Genomic DNA, 20,129 nt, shown 5'->3' on the forward strand with positions numbered 1-20,129 from the left:
ATTTTTGAAAGAAATAAGAGGTTAGTGTCTTTTTTATGCATTAACCTTATATCGAACTACTTACTCGTAGTCAGTCCACTACGCTTCGTGCGCTTAAATGAACGATAGTCATCGAGTTCTATCTCAATGTCTGGCTCTGCTAACTCACCAACTCTTGGCAACTGGAACTTCATGTATTTGATATTCAAACCACGTTCTATCCATTGATTCTCATAATAAGTATGAATACCAAGAATCTCACGTGTCTTATCATCCATCTGAGCCTCTGCAACACTCTCCTCTCCTAACTCATTACCATAAAGGTCTTCTGTGCGGAAAAGTACTGGCAATTTATTCACATTAACCATATACGTGGTGTATGTAAAGAGGAAGTTTGAATCCGTTTTAAGATGTACAACACCACCATCTATCAAAAAATGACGATAACGGTTCATAAAGAAAGTAGAAGTCAAACGCTTATGAACGTTCTTCATCTGCGGATCTGAGAAAGTAAGCCATATTTCCTGCACTTCATCTTCACTAAAAAAATGGTCGATAATCTCAATACTTGTACGCAAAAAAGCTACATTCTCCAATCCTTCTTCCAAAGCCTGCTTAGCTCCTGTATAGATACGAGCACCCTTAATGTCAACGCCAATAAAGTTAATATTCGGATAAACACGTGCTAAACCAACAGTATATTCACCCTTACCGCAGCCCAATTCAAGTACGATGGGGTTATTATTATGGAAATACTGTTCACGCCAATGTCCCTTCATCTCAAACGGTACTTCACTGATTACACCGTAAGGATACTGAAAGACGTTCTTAAACGTCTCCATCTCTGCAAATTTCTGTAACTTACCTTTACTCATAGTGCAAAGGTACAACAAAATAAGGAACAAGCTGTAAAGAGTAGTATTTAATTTATTTAGACAGACTGCATAACTATATTTTACCTGATTACAAGATATTTTTGTACCTTTGTACTCTAAAAGAGATTTATCATGGCAATTAAAGCTGCATTCTTCGACATAGACGGAACTTTGGTTTCCTTTCAGACACACCAGATTCCTGCATCTACAATAAAGGCTATCGAACAGGCTAAAGAACAAGGAGTGAAGATTTTTATCTCCACGGGACGCCCTGTTGCCATCATCAACAACATTGACGCCATCCGTCATCTCGTTGATGGATATATCACATTTAATGGTGCTCGTACCTTTATTGACGACAAAGATATCACTTTGATGCCTATTCCCGAAAACGAAGTCCGAGCAATGATTGATGATGCCATCCGTCGCGACTATGCCGTTTTAGTTTGTGGTAGAGACGATGTTGCACTTCACAATCATAAACCCATCTTTGATGAAATCTTCGTTCATAATCTGGGCGTTAACAATATCGATATAAACAACCCTATAGAACCATTGCTTAGCCAACCAGTCCTCCAACTTACTCCATTTTTTAGTGAAGCGGCAGAGCAAGAGATTGTTCCTTTAATGCCACATTGCATATCTGCACGATGGAATCCATGTTTTACCGATATCACCGTACAAGGAGCTGATAAAGGGAACGCCTTACGTCAGTTAACAAAGTATCTTGGTATCAGTTTAGATGAGTGTATAGCTTTTGGTGATGGCGGAAATGACATGTCAATTCTCCAAACAGCTGGTATTGGCGTAGCTATGGGAAATGCTTATGAAGGCGTAAAGGCTGTAGCCGATTATGTAACTTCAAGTGTAGACGATGATGGCATACGCAATGCTTTCATTCATTTTGGAATTATCAACAACTGATGATTAAAGGTTATAACCTTTGAAACTTAATTCAAGACAGGACGAAATCATCAATTAGGAATTAAAGAAAATAATGTCAAATAATATAGAACGTTCTTCACAAGAAAAGCGTACAGCCTTTGTGGTTATCTTTGCATTCTTTGTAATGCTATCCGAGATTATCGTGGGACTATCTTCTCATTCGATGGCACTCTTCGCTGATGGCGTCCACATGGGTTCACACGTATTGGTTATCGGACTTAACTGGGCTGCATACATTTTAGTTCGTTACTTACAAAGCAAGGGTACGACACCTTACAATTCCGAAAAGATATTAAACTTAGCAGCTTTTACAAGTGGTATTTTTTTGATACTCACAGCGATCTTTATTATTGTAGAAGCAGTAGAGCGTTTCGCAAATCATGGAGAAATCCTCAACTATGAACTTGCTTTGACAACAGCAGGAATAGGTTTGATTGCTAATACTATCAGTGCTTCAGTTCTTCATGGTCATCATGGAACAACAGATTACAATAGCCATGCCGCCTATCTACACGTCCTTTCTGATGCCTTAACAGAGATTGGTGCTATCATAGGGATACTTTGTGCTATGTTTTGGAACATTACATGGATTGACTCTGCAGTAGCTGTCGTTAGCGCATTGGTTGTTCTTCGCTGGGCAAAACGTTTGTTGTGGGATACAGGTAGGTCACTAACAAAATCATAGCTCTACCTGCTTTTACATATACTATTTGACTAACTTCAAATCATATTAGAACGATTAGATAAAACTGTTGCTCAGTTCATCTGAAGTTTGATAATTCAAATGTAATAAATGCAAATTCATACATCAACGGCTTTGATTATCATGGTTACAGGAGCCTATAAAGATGGCAGCTTACAATCTGTTGCTATCACTCAAGAGGCATTTAGAATAGCATTTGGAGAATTAGGACTAACCTTCTTAGTTATCAGTTTGTGCTTTTTCACTTTCACAACCATCATGGGTTGGTATATGTTTTCAGGTAAGTGAGGATTTTTTATATGTTGCAAATGATTACGAGTAGAAGTAATATTAAAAGAGGAAAAAAGAATATGGTTATCCCCAAACACATGGGTACTCGTTAGGTATAAAAGAATAAAAACTTTTCTTTCTTATGCTTGAAAAATCATTCAAATATCATGAAATATTATTACAAAATAATCACATCAAATGCCTTAAAATCATCAAAAAAAGAGCTTTTTTAGCAACAATGCAAGTTGCTAATAATCAGACAGTTGGAAAACAATATTTAAAAAGGGCGTTAGTAAGGGTCTTAAAGGGCGTTAGTGACAAGCCAAAAGGGCATCTTTTGGAGATCAAGTAAGCCTTAATTCAATTGCTTTTAAGCATTAGTTAGAAAATAAGTGTTGGAAAATTATTTACAAAGCCTGCTCTCTTTTATTTATAAAACTTTGTCATAGCTTCAATTTATTTATTAGAATTCAACATTTATCTAAGGTGGGTTCTATTAATTACCACCGAACTCAAATCATTAAATTATGGATTACGTTTTGTCATCTTTCAGACTCCCTTCGGCTCAAATTGCCAGTTTACTCATTCGTGATGCCCGCATAATGTCTTCGTTCACTATCATTTTGCCCTCAAAGATAGTCTCGAAATATGACAATGCTAATTAATAGAACCCAGCCTAATTTAATATTAGTTTTCTTGTATGTCTATTTCTGTATAAATCATGGTGCCTTACTATTTGTTTGTTTCAGAGATATAGCTAATTTAAACTGATTTTTGTTTCAAAGTTTGATTTGCATAGTTGAAAAAAAAGAAAAGCCCACTCATTACAGAATGGGCTTTAAGTTTTATTTATGTGATTAACTTATTTATCCTACCATGTTCTTGAGGTCTTCCTCTACAGAAGTAATACCTCCAAGACCAAAGTTTTCTACCAATACGTTCAATACGTTTGGTGAAACAAATGCTGGTAATGTCGGACCAATATGAATATTCTTTATGCCAAGGTAGAGTAGTGCAAGTAGGACGATGACAGCCTTCTGCTCATACCATGCTATATTAAACTCGATAGGAAGGTCATTGATATCATTAGCACCAAAGATTTCTTTCAGTTTCAAGGCTACAACTGCCCATGAATATGAATCGTTACATTGACCAGCATCCAATACACGTGGGATACCGTTGATGTCTCCAAGGTTTAATTTGTTATACTTAAACTTAGCACAACCGCTGGTCAAAATGACAGTATCCTTTGGTAACTGAGTAGCAAACTCTGTGTAGTAGTCGCGGCTCTTCATACGACCATCGCAGCCACTCATAACTACGAACTTACGGATAGCACCACTCTTTACGGCTTCAACTACCTGATCAGCCAAGGCGAATACTTGAGCATGAGCAAATCCACCGATAATCTCACCCTGTTCAATAGCGGTTGGTGCCTTACAAGTTTTGGCAATTTCAATTACCTCAGAGAAGTCTTTGTGTCCATTCTCATCTGCAAGAATATGCTTCCAGCCTGGGAAACCTGTTGCGTTTGTAGTGAATACACGGTCTTTATAGCTTGCCTTTGGTGAAGGTGGTACAATACAATTGGTTGTGAAGATGATAGGACCATTGAATGTCTCAAACTCTTCCTTCTGCTTCCACCATGCGTTACCATAGTTTCCAACAAGGTGCTTGTATTTCTTCAACTGTGGGTAATAGTGAGCTGGAAGCATCTCTCCGTGGGTGTAAACATCTACTCCTGCACCTTCAGTCTGCTCCAAAAGCTGTTCGATATCTTTCAAGTCGTGACCTGAGATAAGAATACCAGGACGGCTACCAGTACCAATATTTACTTTTGTAAGTTCAGGATTACCGTATGCCTGAGTATTAGCTTTATCGAGCAATGCCATTGCATCAACACCAAATTTACCTGTCTCCATTACTGTTGCCAATAGTGTGTCCATGTCTGCTTCTGGGTTAGAAACAATTGCAAGGGATTTCTCTATAAAGGCAATAATATTCTCGTTGCGCTCGTTAAGACGTGAAGCATGCTCGTAGTAGGCAGCCATACCCTTTAAGCCCAATACAGTCAACTCCTTCAATGAACGGAGGTCTTCGTTCTCAGTACGAAGGACTCCTTCACGTTCACCCTCTGCTTCGTAGTCAGATTTCTCACCACCCCAGTTTACTTCCTGATAGTTTGGTAATGTTACATTATGTTCCTTTGCAAGTACTATCAATTTACGCTTAATGCGAAGTCCATTGTCTACCTTATTTAATATAGCCTGATCGTCGAAGTTTGCATTGGTAATCGTTGCGAAAAGTGCATCAACAATATAATCACCGACCTCTTGACTTGATTTTATGCCAGCATTACGGAGGGAGTCAGAAATCGTTGCTACACCCCTTACTACGCCAAGTAACAAATCTTGCCAACGGCTTGTTTCTGCTTTTTTACCGCAGACACCTTGAATTGTACATCCAGTACCCTTTGCTGTTTCCTGACATTGGAAACAGAACATTTTGTTCTCTTTCATGTTTCGTAGTTCTATTTTTTTTATTTCAATAATGTTATTTTCGTCGCAAAATTATAGATAAATTAAAGCCGAATAGGTAACATTTGTGACGGCTTAAAGTTAAAAAATAATAAATAAAGATGAGTGAGATTTGCATTGTGTAAAACATCTTCTATGTAAAGAAGAGTGTAAGTAATATAAATCGAAAACGCTTTGTATTAATAGAGGTTAAGGGCATATTTGTGAATAATTTCTACGTGAATATATAGGAATGTAATAAAATATTTACGAAATTTAATAACTAATAGATATTAAAAAACTTGCGATAAACTTGACATTCTTAATTAATTATGTTATATTTGCAGTGTAATAACAAAATAGGTAACTAAAAATTCACGGATTATGGCTAAGTACAATTTAATAGAAAAAAAAGAGAAGGTAGCAGCCTACCGTAGTTTGGTCAGTCCGCAATTAATGGATGAATTAAAGGAAAAAATCCTTAATATCATTCTTATTCAGCAACGTTATAAAGACAAGAATTACTCTGCCAAGCAACTTGCTGAGGACTTAGGAACGAATACGCGCTACATCTCGGCTGTAGTTAATGTGAGATTCCACATGAACTACACGTCTTTTGTTAACAAATTCCGAATAGAGGAAGCAATGGCTCTTTTGGTTGACAAGCGTTATCAAGAACTGAATATGGAAGATATCAGCGATATGGTAGGCTTTTCAAATAGGCAGTCTTTCTATGCTTCTTTCTATAAATTGAATGGTGTCACCCCGCGTGACTACAGAATGCGCCACTTGGCACAACCCTCTTCTGAAGAAGTGCGTTTGAAAAAACCACTTAAGAAATAGTAATAATATGATAGAATCAATAGGAGAAGAAACTTTTAATTTTCAGGATGAACGGTTTGCCGATATACAAATGTTACGATATCGGCTTCCAGATTTCGAAGCACTGACAACTCGTCAAAAACAACTAATTTATTGCTTGTCAGAGGCAACGCTATTTGGACGTGATATTACATTCGACCAGTTTGGAAAATACAACCTCCGTATTAGAAAGACATTAGAGGCTGTCTATTTGAACTATAATGGTGATCGATTAGATAATAATTTTCGTGCTTTAGAAAAATATCTGAAGCACGTTTGGTTTGCTAATGGTATTTATCATCATTATGCTTGCGATAAATTCACTCCGTTATTTACTGAAGATTTTTTCCGCAATGCAGTTTTAACGATTGATTCTAAGCATCTTCCTCTTAATAATGGGGAGACAGTTACCTCATTACTTGATTCACTTTGTCCAATAATCTTTGATCCAGCCATATTTCCAAAGAGAGTTGACAAGTCGGATGGAAAGGATATCGTGCGTTCTTCTGCGTGTAATTATTATGATGGAGTTTCTCAACATGAAGTTGAAGAATTCTATGCAAAATTGAAGCAAGAAGGACCTGTAAATGAAGTTCCATCTTACGGATTAAACTCTACGCTTATAAAAGAGGGAGACACTATTCGCGAAGATATATGGAAGATAGACGGCAAATACGGTGCTGCTATTAAAAAGATTGTATATTGGCTGACTCGTGCTAAAGACTATGTTGAAAACGATCAGCAACTGCATGTGATTAACCTGTTAATTCGTTATTATGAGACAGGTGATTTACATGATTTCGATATTTATTCTATAGAATGGTTGCGTGAACAAGAAGGTCGCATAGACTTTATTAATGGTTTTATTGAAGTTTATGGTGACCCAATGGGATTGAAGGGTTCTTGGGAAGGTATTGTTGAGTATAAAGACCTTGATGCTACCCATCATACACAGGCTATATCTGCTAATGCACAATGGTTTGAAGACCACTCACCTGTAAATCCACTATTTCGCAAAAAGGTTGTGAAAGGTGTTACCGCTAATGTTATATGTGCGGCAATGTTAGGCGGAGATGAGTATCCTGCTTCAGCTATAGGAATTAATTTGCCAAATGCAGATTGGATTCGTGCTGAACATGGTTCAAAGAGTGTAACGATTTCTAATCTTACGCATGCATACGATATGGCTGCCAAAGGTAATGGATTTCGTGAAGAGTTTGTCATTGATACTGACACGAGAAAGCTATTAGACTTATATGCTGATAAAACAGATAATCTACATACAGACCTTCATGAGTGCTTAGGTCATGGTAGTGGACGCTTACTACCTGGTACAGACCCAGATGCACTGAAGAACTATGGTAATACAATCGAAGAGGCTCGTGCAGATCTCTTTGGATTATATTATATAGCAGATCAGAAACTTTTAGAACTTGGACTTTTAGATAGTTCGGTGGCTTATAAAGCACAGTATTACAACTATATAATGAATGGTTTGCTTACTCAGCAGGTTCGCATAAAACCTGGTAAGCAGATAGAAGAATCGCACATGCAGAATCGTGCACTTATAGCACAGTGGGCAATGGAAATGGGTAAGGAATTTAATGTTATAGAATTGATTTCCTGTGTAGACAAATCAACAAGTGAAGCTAAAACTTATGTTCGTATCAATGATTACGAAGCTTTACGTGATATTTTTGCTCATCAACTTGCCGAGATCCAACGTATTAAGAGTGAAGGTGACTTTGAGGCTGCACGAACCTTAGTAGAGAAGTATGCCATCAAACTTGATCCAGTCCTTCATGCGGAAGTTCTCCGCCGCTATGAAAGCTTGAATATTGCTCCTTATAAAGGATTTATTAATCCTATTCTAAAACCAGTTTACAATGAATTTGGTGAGATGACGGATGTTACTGTTGATTATTCTGAGTCATACACAGAACAGATGTTGCGCTATTCTCGTGATTATCAAACACTTTAATCTATGTGCATTTATTTATATTTTACTCTTTGAATATGTCTATATATAAACGAATTATAGATTAGGAGCAAATAGGTTAGATGTCTAATGTTACATATACTATAATAAAGCAGGATGCCAAGTGGCATCCCTTTTTATTATTTATAGTGAATTCTTCTTTACTTTCTCTACATAAGCATCAATAGCAGCAACTGCTGTGATGTTTACAATGTCACGTACGGAGCATTCAAAGTCAGTAAAGTGAATTGGCTTATTTAGACCCATCTGAATAGGACCAATAACCTCTGCTTCAGGACTTAAAGCTTGCAATAGTTTATAACCACTATTGGCTGAAGATAAGTCAGGGAAGATGAGAGTGTTGACGTCTAACCCCTTTAAGCGAGTGAATGGGTACTTTTCGTCACGTAGTTCTTTATTTAGTGCAAAATTAACCTGCATCTCACCATCAATGGCTAAGTCAGGATATTGCTTTTGTAGCTTCTCAACAGCTGTATGTACTTTTGAAGGAGAGCCTTCCTTATCTGACCCAAAGTTAGAGTAGGAGAGCATTGCAATGACAGGTTTATCATTGAAGAAGTTTACTGAATTAGCAGATAATTTAGCAATATCAGCTAAAACGTCAGCATCAGGGTGACGATTAATCAGCGTGTCAGCTATGTAGAACACACCTTTCTTGGTGTTTAAAATGTGCATAGTACCAAAATGGTTATATTCTGGTCGAATTCCTATGACATCTTTTGCAACTTTAATCGTATTGCTATATTTGGTATAAAGACCTGTGATAAATGCATCAGCATCACCATTCTCAACCATAGACATACCAAAATAGTTGCGTTCATACATCTTATCGTAAGCCTCATCAAATGTGTAGCCTTCACGTGCACGCTTTTCAGCTAAGTGCTTCGCATAGGTAGCACGACGTCCCTGTTCTTTGTCAGCACGCATATCAACGATTTCAATGTCTGAAATATCAAGCTTCAAACGATTGGCAACACGATTCAAACGGTCTGGATTTCCTAAAAGAATAGGTATACAGATACCTTCCTGCTTTGCTTGTACAGCAGCCTTCATCATAGTCTGGTGTCCGCCCTCTGCAAATACAATACGTTGTGGGTGTTGTGCAGCAGTAGCATGAAGGGTATGATTGAGCTTTGTTTCTTGACCCAACATCTGGAGCAGCTTCCCCTTATACGCCTTGAAATCTTTGATAGGTGTGCGAGCAACTCCGCTATCCATAGCAGCCTTAGCCACAGCAGCACTAACTTCAGTTATCAGTCGTGGGTCAACTGGTTTTGGGATAAAGTACTTAGGACCGAATGTAAGATCATTTACATGATAAACCTCATTTACTACGTCTGGTACTGTCTGCTTTGCCAAATCAGCAATAGCCAGCACTGCAGCCATCTTCATTTCTTCATTGATAGCCTTGGCGTGAACATCCAATGCACCGCGGAAAATATATGGGAAACCGATTACATTATTAATCTGGTTAGGGTAGTCAGAACGTCCAGTAGACATAATTACGTCAGGACGTGCAGCAATAGCATCATCGTACGAGATCTCAGGAACTGGGTTAGCCAAAGCGAAGACGATTGGATTCTCATTCATTGAACGAATCATGTCCTGTGTAAGAATGTTACCCTTAGATAATCCTACGAATACGTCAGCACCTTTAATTGCTTCCTCTAAGGTATGAATGTCACGACGTTCGGTAGCAAATAGGGCTTTTTGTGGTGTGAGATTCTTTGAGTCAGAAGTGATGACCCCCTTTGAATCAAGCATTATGATATTCTCTTTCTTCAGACCCAAAGCCATGTATAATTTCGTACATGAGATTGCGGCAGCACCTGCACCGTTGACAACTAACTTCACGTCAGCAATATTTTTGCCCGCTACTTCCAAAGCATTCTTCAATCCTGCAGCAGAGATAATAGCCGTTCCGTGCTGATCATCGTGCATAACAGGGATGTCAAGTGTTCGCTTTAATCGTTCCTCAATAGCAAAACACTCTGGTGCCTTGATATCCTCAAGGTTGATACCACCAAAGGTTGGTGCAATCTTTTCTACAGCCTCACAGAACTTGTCCGGATCCTGTTCGTCTACTTCTATATCAAATACATCAATGCCACCATATATCTTGAACAGCAAGCCTTTACCTTCCATAACAGGCTTTCCGCTCATAGCACCGATGTTACCTAATCCTAAAACAGCTGTACCATTACTGATTACAGCAACTAAATTACCTTTGTCTGTGTATTTATATACATCGTCAGGATTCTGTTGGATTTCTAAGCATGGATATGCCACACCAGGCGAATATGCCAGACTGAGGTCTGTTTGTGTACTATAAGGTTTTGTAGGCGTTACTTCAATTTTGCCAGGACGACCGTTGCTATGATATTCCAAAGCGACTTCTTTTGTTACCTTGACCATAATTAATCTTTTACTTTTAATATTACAAAAATGTATATTTGACTTACAAAGTTAGTAAAATCCACTCTAAAACAGATGCCATTATGAAAGTTTTTTGTAATTTTGTCGCAAAAATAAAGATTAATGTATAATACAGCTACAGAAACCACTTATCGGCAAGAACTGAAAGAGAGAATTCTCATTGCTGCGATAAACCTTTTCCATAAAAATGGAATAAGATGTGTTAAGATGGATGATATTGCCAACGAACTCAAAATATCAAAGCGTACACTCTACGAGATATACAGCAATAAGGAAGAATTATTATTTGAAGTCGTTCGTCATGATAAGCAGAGAGAGAGACGAAGGATGGATGAAATAGCCAAAACAGGATTGAATGTAATCAATATTGTTATCGAAATCTGTCGTTTTCGTATTGAGGAGTTTAGTCGGATTAATCCCCTTTTCTTTGAGGAAATACACAAGTATCCAGAGTTGCTTACTTATGTACGTAATCTGCATGAAGAAAGAGAATGCGATGTTCATTCCTTTATACAACGTGGTATAGATGAAGGTTTGTTCTTTTCTAATGTAAACTACGATATTGTACGTACGTTGACGGTTGCATTACAACATTCAATTATGAATCAATACCTTTATAAAAAGTATGATGTGAAGGAGCTTGCACACGTTGGCATATTATTCTTTATTCGCGCTTATTGTACGTTGAAAGGTGTCAAGCTATTGGATGAAGAACTAAACTCTCTTTCCTTGTCTTAAAGTTGATAAAGCATATTCTGTTTTTATGCATTTTCAATAGAAATGTATTCTGATAAAAGATAATTAATAGATGAAAGATAATACATATAAGACATTGCTGCTAATATTGTTAGTAGTAGTGTTCCTTTTTCTGCTTCACTTCATTCCAACTTTCAAAATAGGTGATACAAAGCTACGTGAGATAGATATTTTGAGTGATCTTGCGCAAAAAAAGAAAGTGCTTGAAGACGTTATACCATCTCCTAAGAAGCCTTCAGCTGTAGTAGCATACGATAAAGATGGAAATGTAATTAACTTCAAGGAAGAATGGCCTAAGGGTACAGAACGTATTGTTGACTATTCTGCAGGTAAACCAGGAGGACTGGATCATTTCTATAGTCAGCTGAATCTCTTGGCTCAGAAGCAGGCGGTTGGTCGCCCTGTACGTATTGCCTATTTTGGTGATTCATTTATTGAGGGAGATATCCTGTTAGCTGACTTACGTGAAGCCCTTCAAAAACATTATGGAGGTTACGGAGTAGGGTGGATTGATGCGGGTAACGATCTTGATCAATATAAACACACTGTAGAGAATAAATTTACAGGACTTACCGAACACATGGTTAAAAAGCCAGCAAGCTATGATGTCAATCAAGCTGGTATTGCTGAGCGTTATTACACGATGAATGGTCAAGTTTCCATGTCATTTGCACCTTTTTCACTCTCGCATGACTATTCGCTAACAGAAAAGTGGACAAGTACATGGCTATACCTGCGTTCAAAGGGTGGTGCTAATATAACCTTTTCAATTGATGGTGGTAAAACGTCAACACAACGTGTAAACCCTTCTGCAACTGTACAAGCTGTGAAGCTGGATGGTGTTACTTCTCATGCAACAATTAAGGTAGATGGTTCAAACACGATACTTTTTGGCACTTCACAAGAGGGGCGCGAAGGTATTGTTCTTGATAACTTTAGTATGCGTGGTTCTTCTGGCACAACATTGGCGAAACTTCCTGAACAGATGTTGAAAGAGTTTGCTCATGTTCGTCCGTATGATCTCATTGTCTTCCAATTCGGTGTTAATGCAATTGATGCAGAAACAACTCCAGAAAGATTGAAAAAGTACATGAGTGAAATGAAACTTGTTGTAGACCTTTTCCACAAATGTTTCCCACAAACAAGTATTCTTATTGTAGGTAGTCCAGACCGTGGTTCAAAGACTTCACCCGATGGTACAATGAAAGGTGTTGAGATGTTGGTTGGTTATCAAGAGCAACTTGCTGCCGATTGTCATGTTGGTTTCTATAATCTGTTCCGTGCTATGGGCGGTCCTGGTACAATGATGCGTATTGTTGACGAACAGGGTATGGGAACTAAGGATTATGTACATATTAATTATAAGGGTGGTAAATATGTCAGCGAACGCATCTTCAAGTCAATTGTAGCAGGACAAAAGAATTATGCGAGACGTGAACAGTTGGCTGAACAATAAAATCTATTAGTATAATATAGAATCAGATGGAAATAAGTAATTTATTCAGCCAGTTTATGGCTATATTAAAAGTCTTCCTACATAATATAGACTCGTATGTCTCAAGCCTTGATTTTACGAAGGTAGCTGATATTCTGCTCTACAATCCGCGTGAACCGCTGCTTTTCTCTTCAGGAGCGTTTCTCTTTATTTTCCTTGTCTTCATGATAGGTTATTACTGCCTGCGGAACAAGGTAGATGGAAGACTTCTCTTTGTTACGCTTTTCTCTTACTATTTCTTCTACAAGAGTAGTGGCTTCTATTTTTTGTTGTTGATCATCGTTACTCTCAGCGATTTCTATATTGCTCGACGAGTTGCGAAAGGTAAGCATCCTAAGCTGTGGTTGGGCTTGACGCTGCTGATAGACCTTGGTCTTTTGGCTTATTTCAAGTACACCAACTTCTTTGCAGGAATGGTAGCACAGATGATTGGTGGTAATTTCCAGCCTTGGGACATCTTCTTACCTGTAGGAATTAGCTTCTACACCTTTAAAACTATTTCATATGTTATAGATGTATACAGAAAGAAGCTTGAACCAATGGAGTCACTTCTTGATTATGCTTTCTACGTCAGCTTCTTCCCAACACTCCTTGCTGGTCCGATTACCCGTGCAACCGACTTCGGTCCACAGATTCGTAAACCATTGCATATCAGCCGTGAGATGTTTGCTCAAGGAGTATTCTTTATTATTATTGGTCTTTTTAAGAAAGCTGTTATTTCTGATTATATCTCACAGAACTTTGTGGATCGTATCTTTGATAACCCAACACTCTTCTCAGGTGGAGAGGTTCTTCTTGGTCTTTATGGCTATTGCATCCAGATTTACTGTGATTTCTCGGGATATTCTGATATGGCAATCGGTATTGCTTTGCTTCTTGGATTTAAGATTCCAATGAACTTCAATGCACCTCTTACAGCCGATTCGATGACTGACTTCTGGCGTCGTTGGCATATCTCGCTCTCTACTTGGATTCGTGATTATGTATATATATCACTTGGTGGAAATCAGAAAGGAACACTTCGTATGTATTTTAATCAGATGTTTGCTATGACGGCTTGTGGACTCTGGCATGGTGCATCGTTGAACTTTGTTGTTTGGGGTGTACTACATGGTGCATTGGTCTGCGTGCATAAGTTCTGGTCACAGACGGTTCTGAAACATGACCGCCGTTATCATCCTTCTGGTATTCGCCGTTTTGTGTCAGTATTCATCACCTTCCATGTCCTTTGTTTTACATGGCTTTTCTTCCGTTGTAAAGACTTTGATGCGGTATGGGTTATGGTTAAGCAGATGTTTACTAAGTTCAATCCTTCTGTCCTTCCTGATGTGTTCATGGGTTATAAGTATGTATTCATGCTGATGATATTTGCTCTTATTACACATTGGATACCAGATTCTTGGCAGAATCGATGTGTACGAGTACTTGAAAAGGGTGGCGTCTTTTTCTCTGCCATTGCGATAACTATTGTTATCTTTATTATCATGCAAGTGAAGAGTTCTGACATACAGCCATTTATTTACTTCCAGTTCTAATTGGAACTTTGAATTTAAGACTGCGCATACTGTTAAACTAAATATTAGCTTAATTGTATGCGCTGTTTGTTTTTACTTAGAATAAGTGATGATTATGTTCAAAATATAACTTTGAAAAATACTTACAAGTCTGTTGCTGATTTGCTATAAAAAACACAAATAGTAACTCAAAAAATAGAGTCTGTAACTTTTTGTATATCAACATGTTGCAAAGTTAATAGTGAGAAGGTGCTTAGTAAGCTTTCAAAAGGGCGTTAGTAAGACTTCAAAAGGGCATCTTTTGCAAGTCAATTAGGCATCTTTTCAAAGCTAAAAGACCCTATATAGACTTTAAGAGGTGAGAAAATAATTTACATACTCTAATAAACAAAGACACAAAATGATTTTAGAAGACAAAAAATATGGTTATGAATAGAAGTTGTTCTATCAGTCTTTTTTGTTCAATTGTCTTTTGAGATTTGCTCTAATGATTTCCCACTAACATTCAATTGTTTTTTTTGTATTGCTCTTCACGGTCTTTTTTCTTTTAGCTGACATCTTTCGCTTACCTCTTAAACTCAGCATCCATTAGTGCTTACGAGCAACACAGAAACATATGTTAAGCCATATTTTTGATAAAATCCTTTGTTCTTCCATATCTTTTTTATACTTTTGGCAATTGAATTCAACGATATAAAGATGAGACAAATCATTAATCATTTTACTGATGATGACCTTTACAAGCTTACAATGTGCTGTGCCGTCATTGACAACTATCCACGTGCACATGTTTGCTACCATTTTGTTGACCGCGATGACACAGTTTATCCAGAAGGTTTCGCACGTGAAGTGGAACATCAGGTAGAGTTATTGGAGTCGGTTATTATTACTGATGAAGAAATAAATTTCCTTCGCAAAAAGTGTTATTATTTGCCAGAGTGGTTCTTAACTTACCTCCGTGGCTTTCGCTTTTCACGAGAGTGGGTTAAGGTATGGCAGAATGAAGATGGACACCTTCATATAGAATTTGAAGGGCTATGGGCTGATACAATTCTGTTAGAAGTGAAGATGCTTGCCATTATTTCAGAATTATTCTATATGTTTAACGACCAGGCTCAAGAATTTGATTACCAAGAACTTTATGACAAGACTTATCATAAGACAGAGCGATTACTTGAGGCAGGCTGCGTATTCTCTGATTTTGGCACACGTCGTCGTGCCAGCCTTACGGCAGAAGATACGGCTGTGCGTGCCATGAAGGATTGTTATGATAGTCGTGATTGGAAAGGTCGTTTTGTAGGAACAAGCAATATCCACCTTGCGATGAAGTATGATCTTACTCCTGTTGGAACTATGGCACACGAGTTCATCTGTGCTATTGGTGGTATGTTCGGTCCTCAAATGGCAAACTATATGGCAATGGAAGCATGGCGCAGAACCTATCGTGGTGCGTTAGGAACATACCTCTATGACTCCTTTGGTTGGGATATCTTCTCTTACAATTTCTCTGAAGACTTTGCTAATCAGTTTAAGGGGTTGCGTATTGATTCAGGAGATAATTTCGAACAATTAGAGAAAATCATAGCTAAATATAAGTCTTTTGGTATTGATGCACGCGATAAGCAGGTTTTATTCTCAAATGCTTTAGATACCGATAAGGCTATTGAAATTCAACGTTATGCTGAGAGTCGTGTAAAACCATCATTTGGTATTGGTACGCACTTTACCAATGATTTCCCACATGTAAAGCCAATGAACATTGTGATAAAGTTGGTTGCCGTAAAGATAACGGAGTCGTGGCCATTCTATAATGATACTTGTAAGATTTCTGAAGATAAGGGAAAACATACAGGTAAGCCTGAGGTTATAAAACGATTTATGGAAGCTATACATTACACAGAATAAACATTCCGTTTGATTTATTTGTATCGAAAGAAGGACAATAAACAAAAGGCGGTAATAAGTTGATGATTCTTTCATCACCTATTACCGCCTTTTACCGTTTTACATTATTTTATTTTGAAGGAGTGGAGGCTTCTATCCTCTTCAATCCCTTCTGATAATAGATATAATAGAGTATTCCAGAGAGTGTTAAGCCAAATGGGAAAGCATACCATACACCTAAAAGTTTGTAATTCATTATAACGCCGAAGATATAGCCTAAGGGTAATGATACAACGAAGTAAGATATAAAGGCAATCCAAATCAGTGGGCGTACGTTGGCTGTACCTCGCATTGCGTTAGCATAATTACACTGCATACCATCTCCAAATTGATAAATCATAAATGGAATAATCGTCATAGAAACCATCGAAATAACGTTTACATTATCAGTAAAGAGTCCACCAATAATATGGCGGAAGATAAAGACTGGTACAGAAGTTACTAATGCAAGCAAGAAAACCAGATGAATACCAGCTGTTGCTGTTCGTCTTACAGCAAGGAAATCACGCTGACCCATAAAATTGCTGATGCGCACAGCTACCGCTGCTGCTAATCCGTAGTAAATCATATATCCCAACTGTGAGATTGTCAGCATAACTTGATGAGCAGCCAAAGACTCTGTGCCAAACCAGCCCACCATCAAACTTGAAAGGCTAAAGGCAGCAGTCTCCATACCCATCTGCAATGCCAAAGGAAATCCAAGAACTGTAATCTTCTTAAAATCTGCATAATGAACTTTTCCAGTGTTCCACCCTTCCTTATATTCTCTATATTTCTTACTAACGAAGAAGATGCCAACCATGACTATAGTCATCATGATACGTGAAATCATCGTGGAGAGTCCAGCACCTAACAATCCCATCTCTGGCATTCCCAAATTACCATAAATAAGTATCCAATTACCAAAGATATTCATTACGTTGCCACCTATAAGTATCCACATTGCGACTTTAGTATCTGTGATACCATCTGTAAACTGGCGGAAAGTATTGAACCAACAGACAAAAGGTAAAGAAACAAGTTGAATAAGAAAATAAGGACGAATGAGGGGTAATAATTCTTCTGGTTGTCCTAATCGGTGAACATTCAGATAAAGAACAATCATGATGAATGACAAGAACAACGCCATACATGTATTCGCAGCCGTAGCACTCTTCATCAACTCACCAATGCGATGTGTATTTTCTTGTCCATATAGAATTCCAACAAGTGCAGTAACTGCGTACGTAAAACCAATAGCAAAAATTATAACCAGTGTAAACATATTGTTGACAAAAGCCGCTGCTGCTAATTCCTCTGTACTATGATGACCTATCATAAGCGTATCGGCAAAATTAAGAATGAGGTTTCCTAATTGTCCGATGATGATTGGAACACCTAAATAAGTAAGATTTTTATAGTGTGTTTCGTACTTTGTAAATTGATATGACATAACTGTTTTTGCTATTTATTATCCTAAGTGTGCTGCAAAGGTACGAAAAAATGTTGTATTTTCATACATAGTTTTAATTTACTTACTTCTTTCTATGCTTGAGATATTATAATTTGAGAAGGGGGAGGGTAACAATAAAAAAGGAGACCAAGCGGTCTCCTCTAAATAATATAGTATATGTTCTAATGATTTACAAGTCAAACTTGTAGCCCAAAGTAATCTGGAATACGCTGTTCTTAGCATCAAAGTTTTTGTATGCTTTGCTAATACCCCAATTGTAACGAGCATCAAGCTGAATATTGTTGTATTCGTAAGAAACACCTACTGGAATAGAAACGTCTACAGACTCTGCCTTAAACGGATTTTCAAATGCATCCAAGTTGTTTAGCTTTATTTTGTTGCTAATATTAAAGCCTGGCTGAACACCAAGTTTTACTGCGAGTCCCTTTACTACATAAACGTTTGCCATAATTGGAACATTTATATAATCAAGGCGATTAGTAGCATCGGTATATTTACCGAAGTTGTACTTTGTACCCTGCATAGAGTAAAGTGCGCCTGCGCTTAAAGAGAAAATGTCACTAACCTGATATTCACCTTCAATACCAGCAACGAGACCGATGCGTGGGTCAGAATCTTTAAACTCTGTAACGTTTGCAATACTAACACCAACCTTTGGCTGCAAATTGAAAGAACCTACTGCATGTTGTGCGAATGTAGCTACTGATGAAAGCATCAATGCTGCTACGAATAAAACTTTTTTCATAACTCTTTTGTTGATAATTTGGTATAAATGTATTCAATGTATTATCCTTTTATCCTTATCATATTGTACTTAGTGTAAATACACTTTCAAAGAAATAGAATCATTTTTCTCATATTTAGTGTGTGCAAAGATAGAGGAAACTCATGTATCAGCAAAGCGTTTCGTGTTAAATTGTATTTATCTAATGTTATAACAAATGAATTTCAAACAAAAAGGTGATTAGAGGAAGGAATGTTTTCTCTAACCACCTTGTTATTTATTCTACAATCTTCTTTAATATAAGAAGCTCAATGTTTTTATTTTACCTCACAACTCAGTTCCTCGCCCTCAGAGAGTTCTCTTACACTGCTAAGGGTTGAAACTGCAATGTTGTAGAGTGCTTCCTTTGTAAAGAAAGCTTGATGAGAAGTCAAAACAACGTTTGGAACCATCAACAAACGAGCCAATACGTCATCATCAATCATCTTATCACTCTTATCCTCATAGAAGTATTCTTTCTCCTCTTCATAAACGTCAAGACCCGCAGAACCAACCTGCTTTGTACGCAGACCTTCAATAAGGTCTTCCGTATGAATAAGCTGACCACGACCAGTATTGATAATCATGACACCCTTCTTCATCTTTGCAATGCTTTCCTTATTAATAAGGAACTTCGTATCAGGAGTCAATGGGCAGTGAAGCGAGATAATATCACTATTAGCATAAAGTTCATCAAGCTGTACAATCTTTACACCATATTGTTTTGCAAATTCTTGATCAGGATAAAGGTCGTATGCCATGATGTTCATACCAAAGCCATGAAGAATCTTAATAAGTTCTTTTGCAATACGCCCCATACCAACAATACCTGCTGTCTTACTATACATATCAAAACCTAACAAGCCATGTAGGGTAAAGTTTCCTTCACGCGTACGGTTTACAGCACGGTATATCTTACGGTTCAAACTCAGCATCAATGTAACAGCATACTCAGCAACAGCATGTGGAGAGTAGGCTGGTACATGTGTTACCTTAATACGACCTTCTGCCGCCTTAAGGTCAACGTTATTGAAACCTGCACAACGAAGTGCAACGAGCTTAACACCATTATTCACCAACTCATCAATAACTCTTGCGTCACACTCAGCATTTACGAAAATACATACCACATCTGCACCTTTAGCCAAAGGTACTGTACTAATACTGAGACGCTCTTGATAATAGCGAATATCAAAATTATAATCTTTGTTTACTGCGTTGAAAGACTCAATGTCATACGACTTTGCGTCGAAAAATGCTATCCTTATTGCCATTTGTATAAAATGTTTTAATAATTATAAGTGCTTTAAATATTTCTTCTTTATATATAAACTTATAAGAGAGCATGTCTCGTTATCTCAAATCTCAGGTTGTTTTATTTATATCACTTAAGACTTTGCAAAGGTACATATAAATTGTAATACTTGCAAATATTTACCTTTTACAGGATTGTATTTAGACAATTCTCTCGTTACATCAAACATAAAGATAGAGTATTGGTCCTTTATAATTAGCATCTGATCAATCCATTTTTTATTTATTACTGATGGAGAAGACAGCGTATTTGTTTGAGATATTGGGTCTACTCGCGGATCTAACATATGTTTCCATACATCTCCT

At 37.5% G+C, this 20,129-nt stretch carries 16 protein-coding genes; 10 read left to right on the plus strand and 6 right to left on the minus strand.

Features of this window, described 5'->3' with window-relative positions:
- Positions 1-56: 56 nt before the first annotated feature.
- A complete protein-coding gene (gene trmB, locus J5A56_RS05140) occupies positions 57-854 on the minus strand; it encodes a tRNA (guanosine(46)-N7)-methyltransferase TrmB (protein WP_021672168.1) in 798 nt (265 codons plus the stop codon).
- A 132-nt stretch (positions 855-986) separates the two neighbouring features.
- Between trmB and J5A56_RS05145 the strand changes: the two genes are divergently transcribed.
- From J5A56_RS05145 to J5A56_RS05160, 4 genes are all read left to right on the plus strand, one after another.
- Positions 987-1,778, plus strand: coding sequence for a Cof-type HAD-IIB family hydrolase (locus J5A56_RS05145; RefSeq protein ID WP_021672169.1), 792 nt, complete (start codon positions 987-989; stop codon positions 1,776-1,778).
- Positions 1,779-1,851: 73 nt separating this feature from the next.
- Positions 1,852-2,484 (plus strand): cation diffusion facilitator family transporter, encoded by a 633-nt coding sequence (locus J5A56_RS05150; RefSeq protein ID WP_021672170.1) that lies wholly within the window; start codon positions 1,852-1,854, stop codon positions 2,482-2,484.
- Between the two features lie 108 nt (positions 2,485-2,592).
- A complete protein-coding gene (locus tag J5A56_RS05155) occupies positions 2,593-2,790 on the plus strand; it encodes an alanine:cation symporter family protein (RefSeq protein WP_021672171.1) in 198 nt (65 codons plus the stop codon).
- A 124-nt stretch (positions 2,791-2,914) separates the two neighbouring features.
- On the plus strand, positions 2,915-3,124 hold the full coding sequence (locus J5A56_RS05160) for a hypothetical protein (protein WP_021672172.1): 210 nt from the start codon (positions 2,915-2,917) through the stop codon (positions 3,122-3,124).
- Positions 3,125-3,638: 514 nt separating this feature from the next.
- On the opposite strand, the gene hcp is transcribed toward J5A56_RS05160, so the two are convergent.
- Positions 3,639-5,291, minus strand: a complete 1,653-nt coding sequence (gene hcp / locus J5A56_RS05165) for a hydroxylamine reductase (protein WP_021672174.1) — start codon at positions 5,289-5,291, stop codon at positions 3,639-3,641.
- A gap of 381 nt (positions 5,292-5,672) precedes the next feature.
- Here hcp and J5A56_RS05170 point away from each other — a divergent pair, with 381 nt between their 5' ends.
- Positions 5,673-6,131 carry a helix-turn-helix domain-containing protein gene (locus J5A56_RS05170; protein ID WP_021672175.1) on the plus strand — a complete coding sequence of 153 codons (459 nt, stop codon included), beginning with the start codon at positions 5,673-5,675 and terminating at the stop codon, positions 6,129-6,131.
- Between the two features lie 7 nt (positions 6,132-6,138).
- On the plus strand, positions 6,139-8,130 hold the full coding sequence (locus J5A56_RS05175; RefSeq protein WP_021672176.1) for a dipeptidyl-peptidase 3 family protein: 1,992 nt from the start codon (positions 6,139-6,141) through the stop codon (positions 8,128-8,130).
- A 141-nt stretch (positions 8,131-8,271) separates the two neighbouring features.
- Here J5A56_RS05175 and J5A56_RS05180 read toward each other — a convergent pair whose 3' ends face one another.
- Positions 8,272-10,563, minus strand: coding sequence for an NADP-dependent malic enzyme (locus J5A56_RS05180; RefSeq protein WP_021672177.1), 2,292 nt, complete (start codon positions 10,561-10,563; stop codon positions 8,272-8,274).
- Between the two features lie 123 nt (positions 10,564-10,686).
- Here J5A56_RS05180 and J5A56_RS05185 point away from each other — a divergent pair, with 123 nt between their 5' ends.
- The 4 genes from J5A56_RS05185 (at position 10,687) to pncB (ending at position 16,254) form a co-directional block, all read left to right on the plus strand.
- Entirely contained in the window at positions 10,687-11,322 is a 636-nt protein-coding gene (locus tag J5A56_RS05185) for a TetR/AcrR family transcriptional regulator (RefSeq protein ID WP_021672178.1), read from the plus strand.
- 70 nt (positions 11,323-11,392) lie between these two features.
- Complete coding sequence (locus tag J5A56_RS05190; RefSeq protein WP_021672179.1) at positions 11,393-12,796, plus strand: hypothetical protein; 1,404 nt, start codon at positions 11,393-11,395, stop codon at positions 12,794-12,796.
- A 26-nt stretch (positions 12,797-12,822) separates the two neighbouring features.
- Complete coding sequence (locus J5A56_RS05195; RefSeq protein ID WP_021672180.1) at positions 12,823-14,370, plus strand: MBOAT family O-acyltransferase; 1,548 nt, start codon at positions 12,823-12,825, stop codon at positions 14,368-14,370.
- Positions 14,371-15,048: 678 nt separating this feature from the next.
- Positions 15,049-16,254 carry a nicotinate phosphoribosyltransferase gene (pncB, locus tag J5A56_RS05200; RefSeq protein WP_021672181.1) on the plus strand — a complete coding sequence of 402 codons (1,206 nt, stop codon included), beginning with the start codon at positions 15,049-15,051 and terminating at the stop codon, positions 16,252-16,254.
- 109 nt (positions 16,255-16,363) lie between these two features.
- Here pncB and J5A56_RS05205 read toward each other — a convergent pair whose 3' ends face one another.
- The 3 genes from J5A56_RS05205 to J5A56_RS05215 form a co-directional block, all read right to left on the minus strand.
- The gene (locus J5A56_RS05205) at positions 16,364-17,725 is read right to left on the minus strand and encodes an MATE family efflux transporter (RefSeq protein ID WP_021672182.1); all 1,362 of its coding nucleotides are present in this window, start codon (positions 17,723-17,725) and stop codon (positions 16,364-16,366) included.
- Between the two features lie 190 nt (positions 17,726-17,915).
- The gene (locus J5A56_RS05210; protein WP_021672183.1) at positions 17,916-18,491 is read right to left on the minus strand and encodes a porin family protein; all 576 of its coding nucleotides are present in this window, start codon (positions 18,489-18,491) and stop codon (positions 17,916-17,918) included.
- A 296-nt stretch (positions 18,492-18,787) separates the two neighbouring features.
- Positions 18,788-19,783: a 2-hydroxyacid dehydrogenase gene (locus J5A56_RS05215; RefSeq protein ID WP_021672184.1), complete on the minus strand. Its 996-nt coding sequence runs from the start codon at positions 19,781-19,783 to the stop codon at positions 18,788-18,790.
- Between the last annotated feature and the right edge of the window lie 346 nt (positions 19,784-20,129).

Source organism: Prevotella melaninogenica (assembly GCF_018128065.1).
In the GTDB taxonomy this organism is placed as follows: domain Bacteria; phylum Bacteroidota; class Bacteroidia; order Bacteroidales; family Bacteroidaceae; genus Prevotella.

Coding starts and splice junctions, on each gene's coding strand:
- trmB (WP_021672168.1), bottom strand. CDS start 854: ATGAGTAAAGGTAAGTTACAGAAATTTGCAGAGATGGAGACGTTTAAG.
- J5A56_RS05145 (WP_021672169.1), top strand. CDS start 987: ATGGCAATTAAAGCTGCATTCTTCGACATAGACGGAACTTTGGTTTCC.
- J5A56_RS05150 (WP_021672170.1), top strand. CDS start 1,852: ATGTCAAATAATATAGAACGTTCTTCACAAGAAAAGCGTACAGCCTTT.
- J5A56_RS05155 (WP_021672171.1), top strand. CDS start 2,593: ATGCAAATTCATACATCAACGGCTTTGATTATCATGGTTACAGGAGCC.
- J5A56_RS05160 (WP_021672172.1), top strand. CDS start 2,915: ATGCTTGAAAAATCATTCAAATATCATGAAATATTATTACAAAATAAT.
- hcp (WP_021672174.1), bottom strand. CDS start 5,291: ATGAAAGAGAACAAAATGTTCTGTTTCCAATGTCAGGAAACAGCAAAG.
- J5A56_RS05170 (WP_021672175.1), top strand. CDS start 5,673: ATGGCTAAGTACAATTTAATAGAAAAAAAAGAGAAGGTAGCAGCCTAC.
- J5A56_RS05175 (WP_021672176.1), top strand. CDS start 6,139: ATGATAGAATCAATAGGAGAAGAAACTTTTAATTTTCAGGATGAACGG.
- J5A56_RS05180 (WP_021672177.1), bottom strand. CDS start 10,563: ATGGTCAAGGTAACAAAAGAAGTCGCTTTGGAATATCATAGCAACGGT.
- J5A56_RS05185 (WP_021672178.1), top strand. CDS start 10,687: ATGTATAATACAGCTACAGAAACCACTTATCGGCAAGAACTGAAAGAG.
- J5A56_RS05190 (WP_021672179.1), top strand. CDS start 11,393: ATGAAAGATAATACATATAAGACATTGCTGCTAATATTGTTAGTAGTA.
- J5A56_RS05195 (WP_021672180.1), top strand. CDS start 12,823: ATGGAAATAAGTAATTTATTCAGCCAGTTTATGGCTATATTAAAAGTC.
- pncB (WP_021672181.1), top strand. CDS start 15,049: ATGAGACAAATCATTAATCATTTTACTGATGATGACCTTTACAAGCTT.
- J5A56_RS05205 (WP_021672182.1), bottom strand. CDS start 17,725: ATGTCATATCAATTTACAAAGTACGAAACACACTATAAAAATCTTACT.
- J5A56_RS05210 (WP_021672183.1), bottom strand. CDS start 18,491: ATGAAAAAAGTTTTATTCGTAGCAGCATTGATGCTTTCATCAGTAGCT.
- J5A56_RS05215 (WP_021672184.1), bottom strand. CDS start 19,783: ATGGCAATAAGGATAGCATTTTTCGACGCAAAGTCGTATGACATTGAG.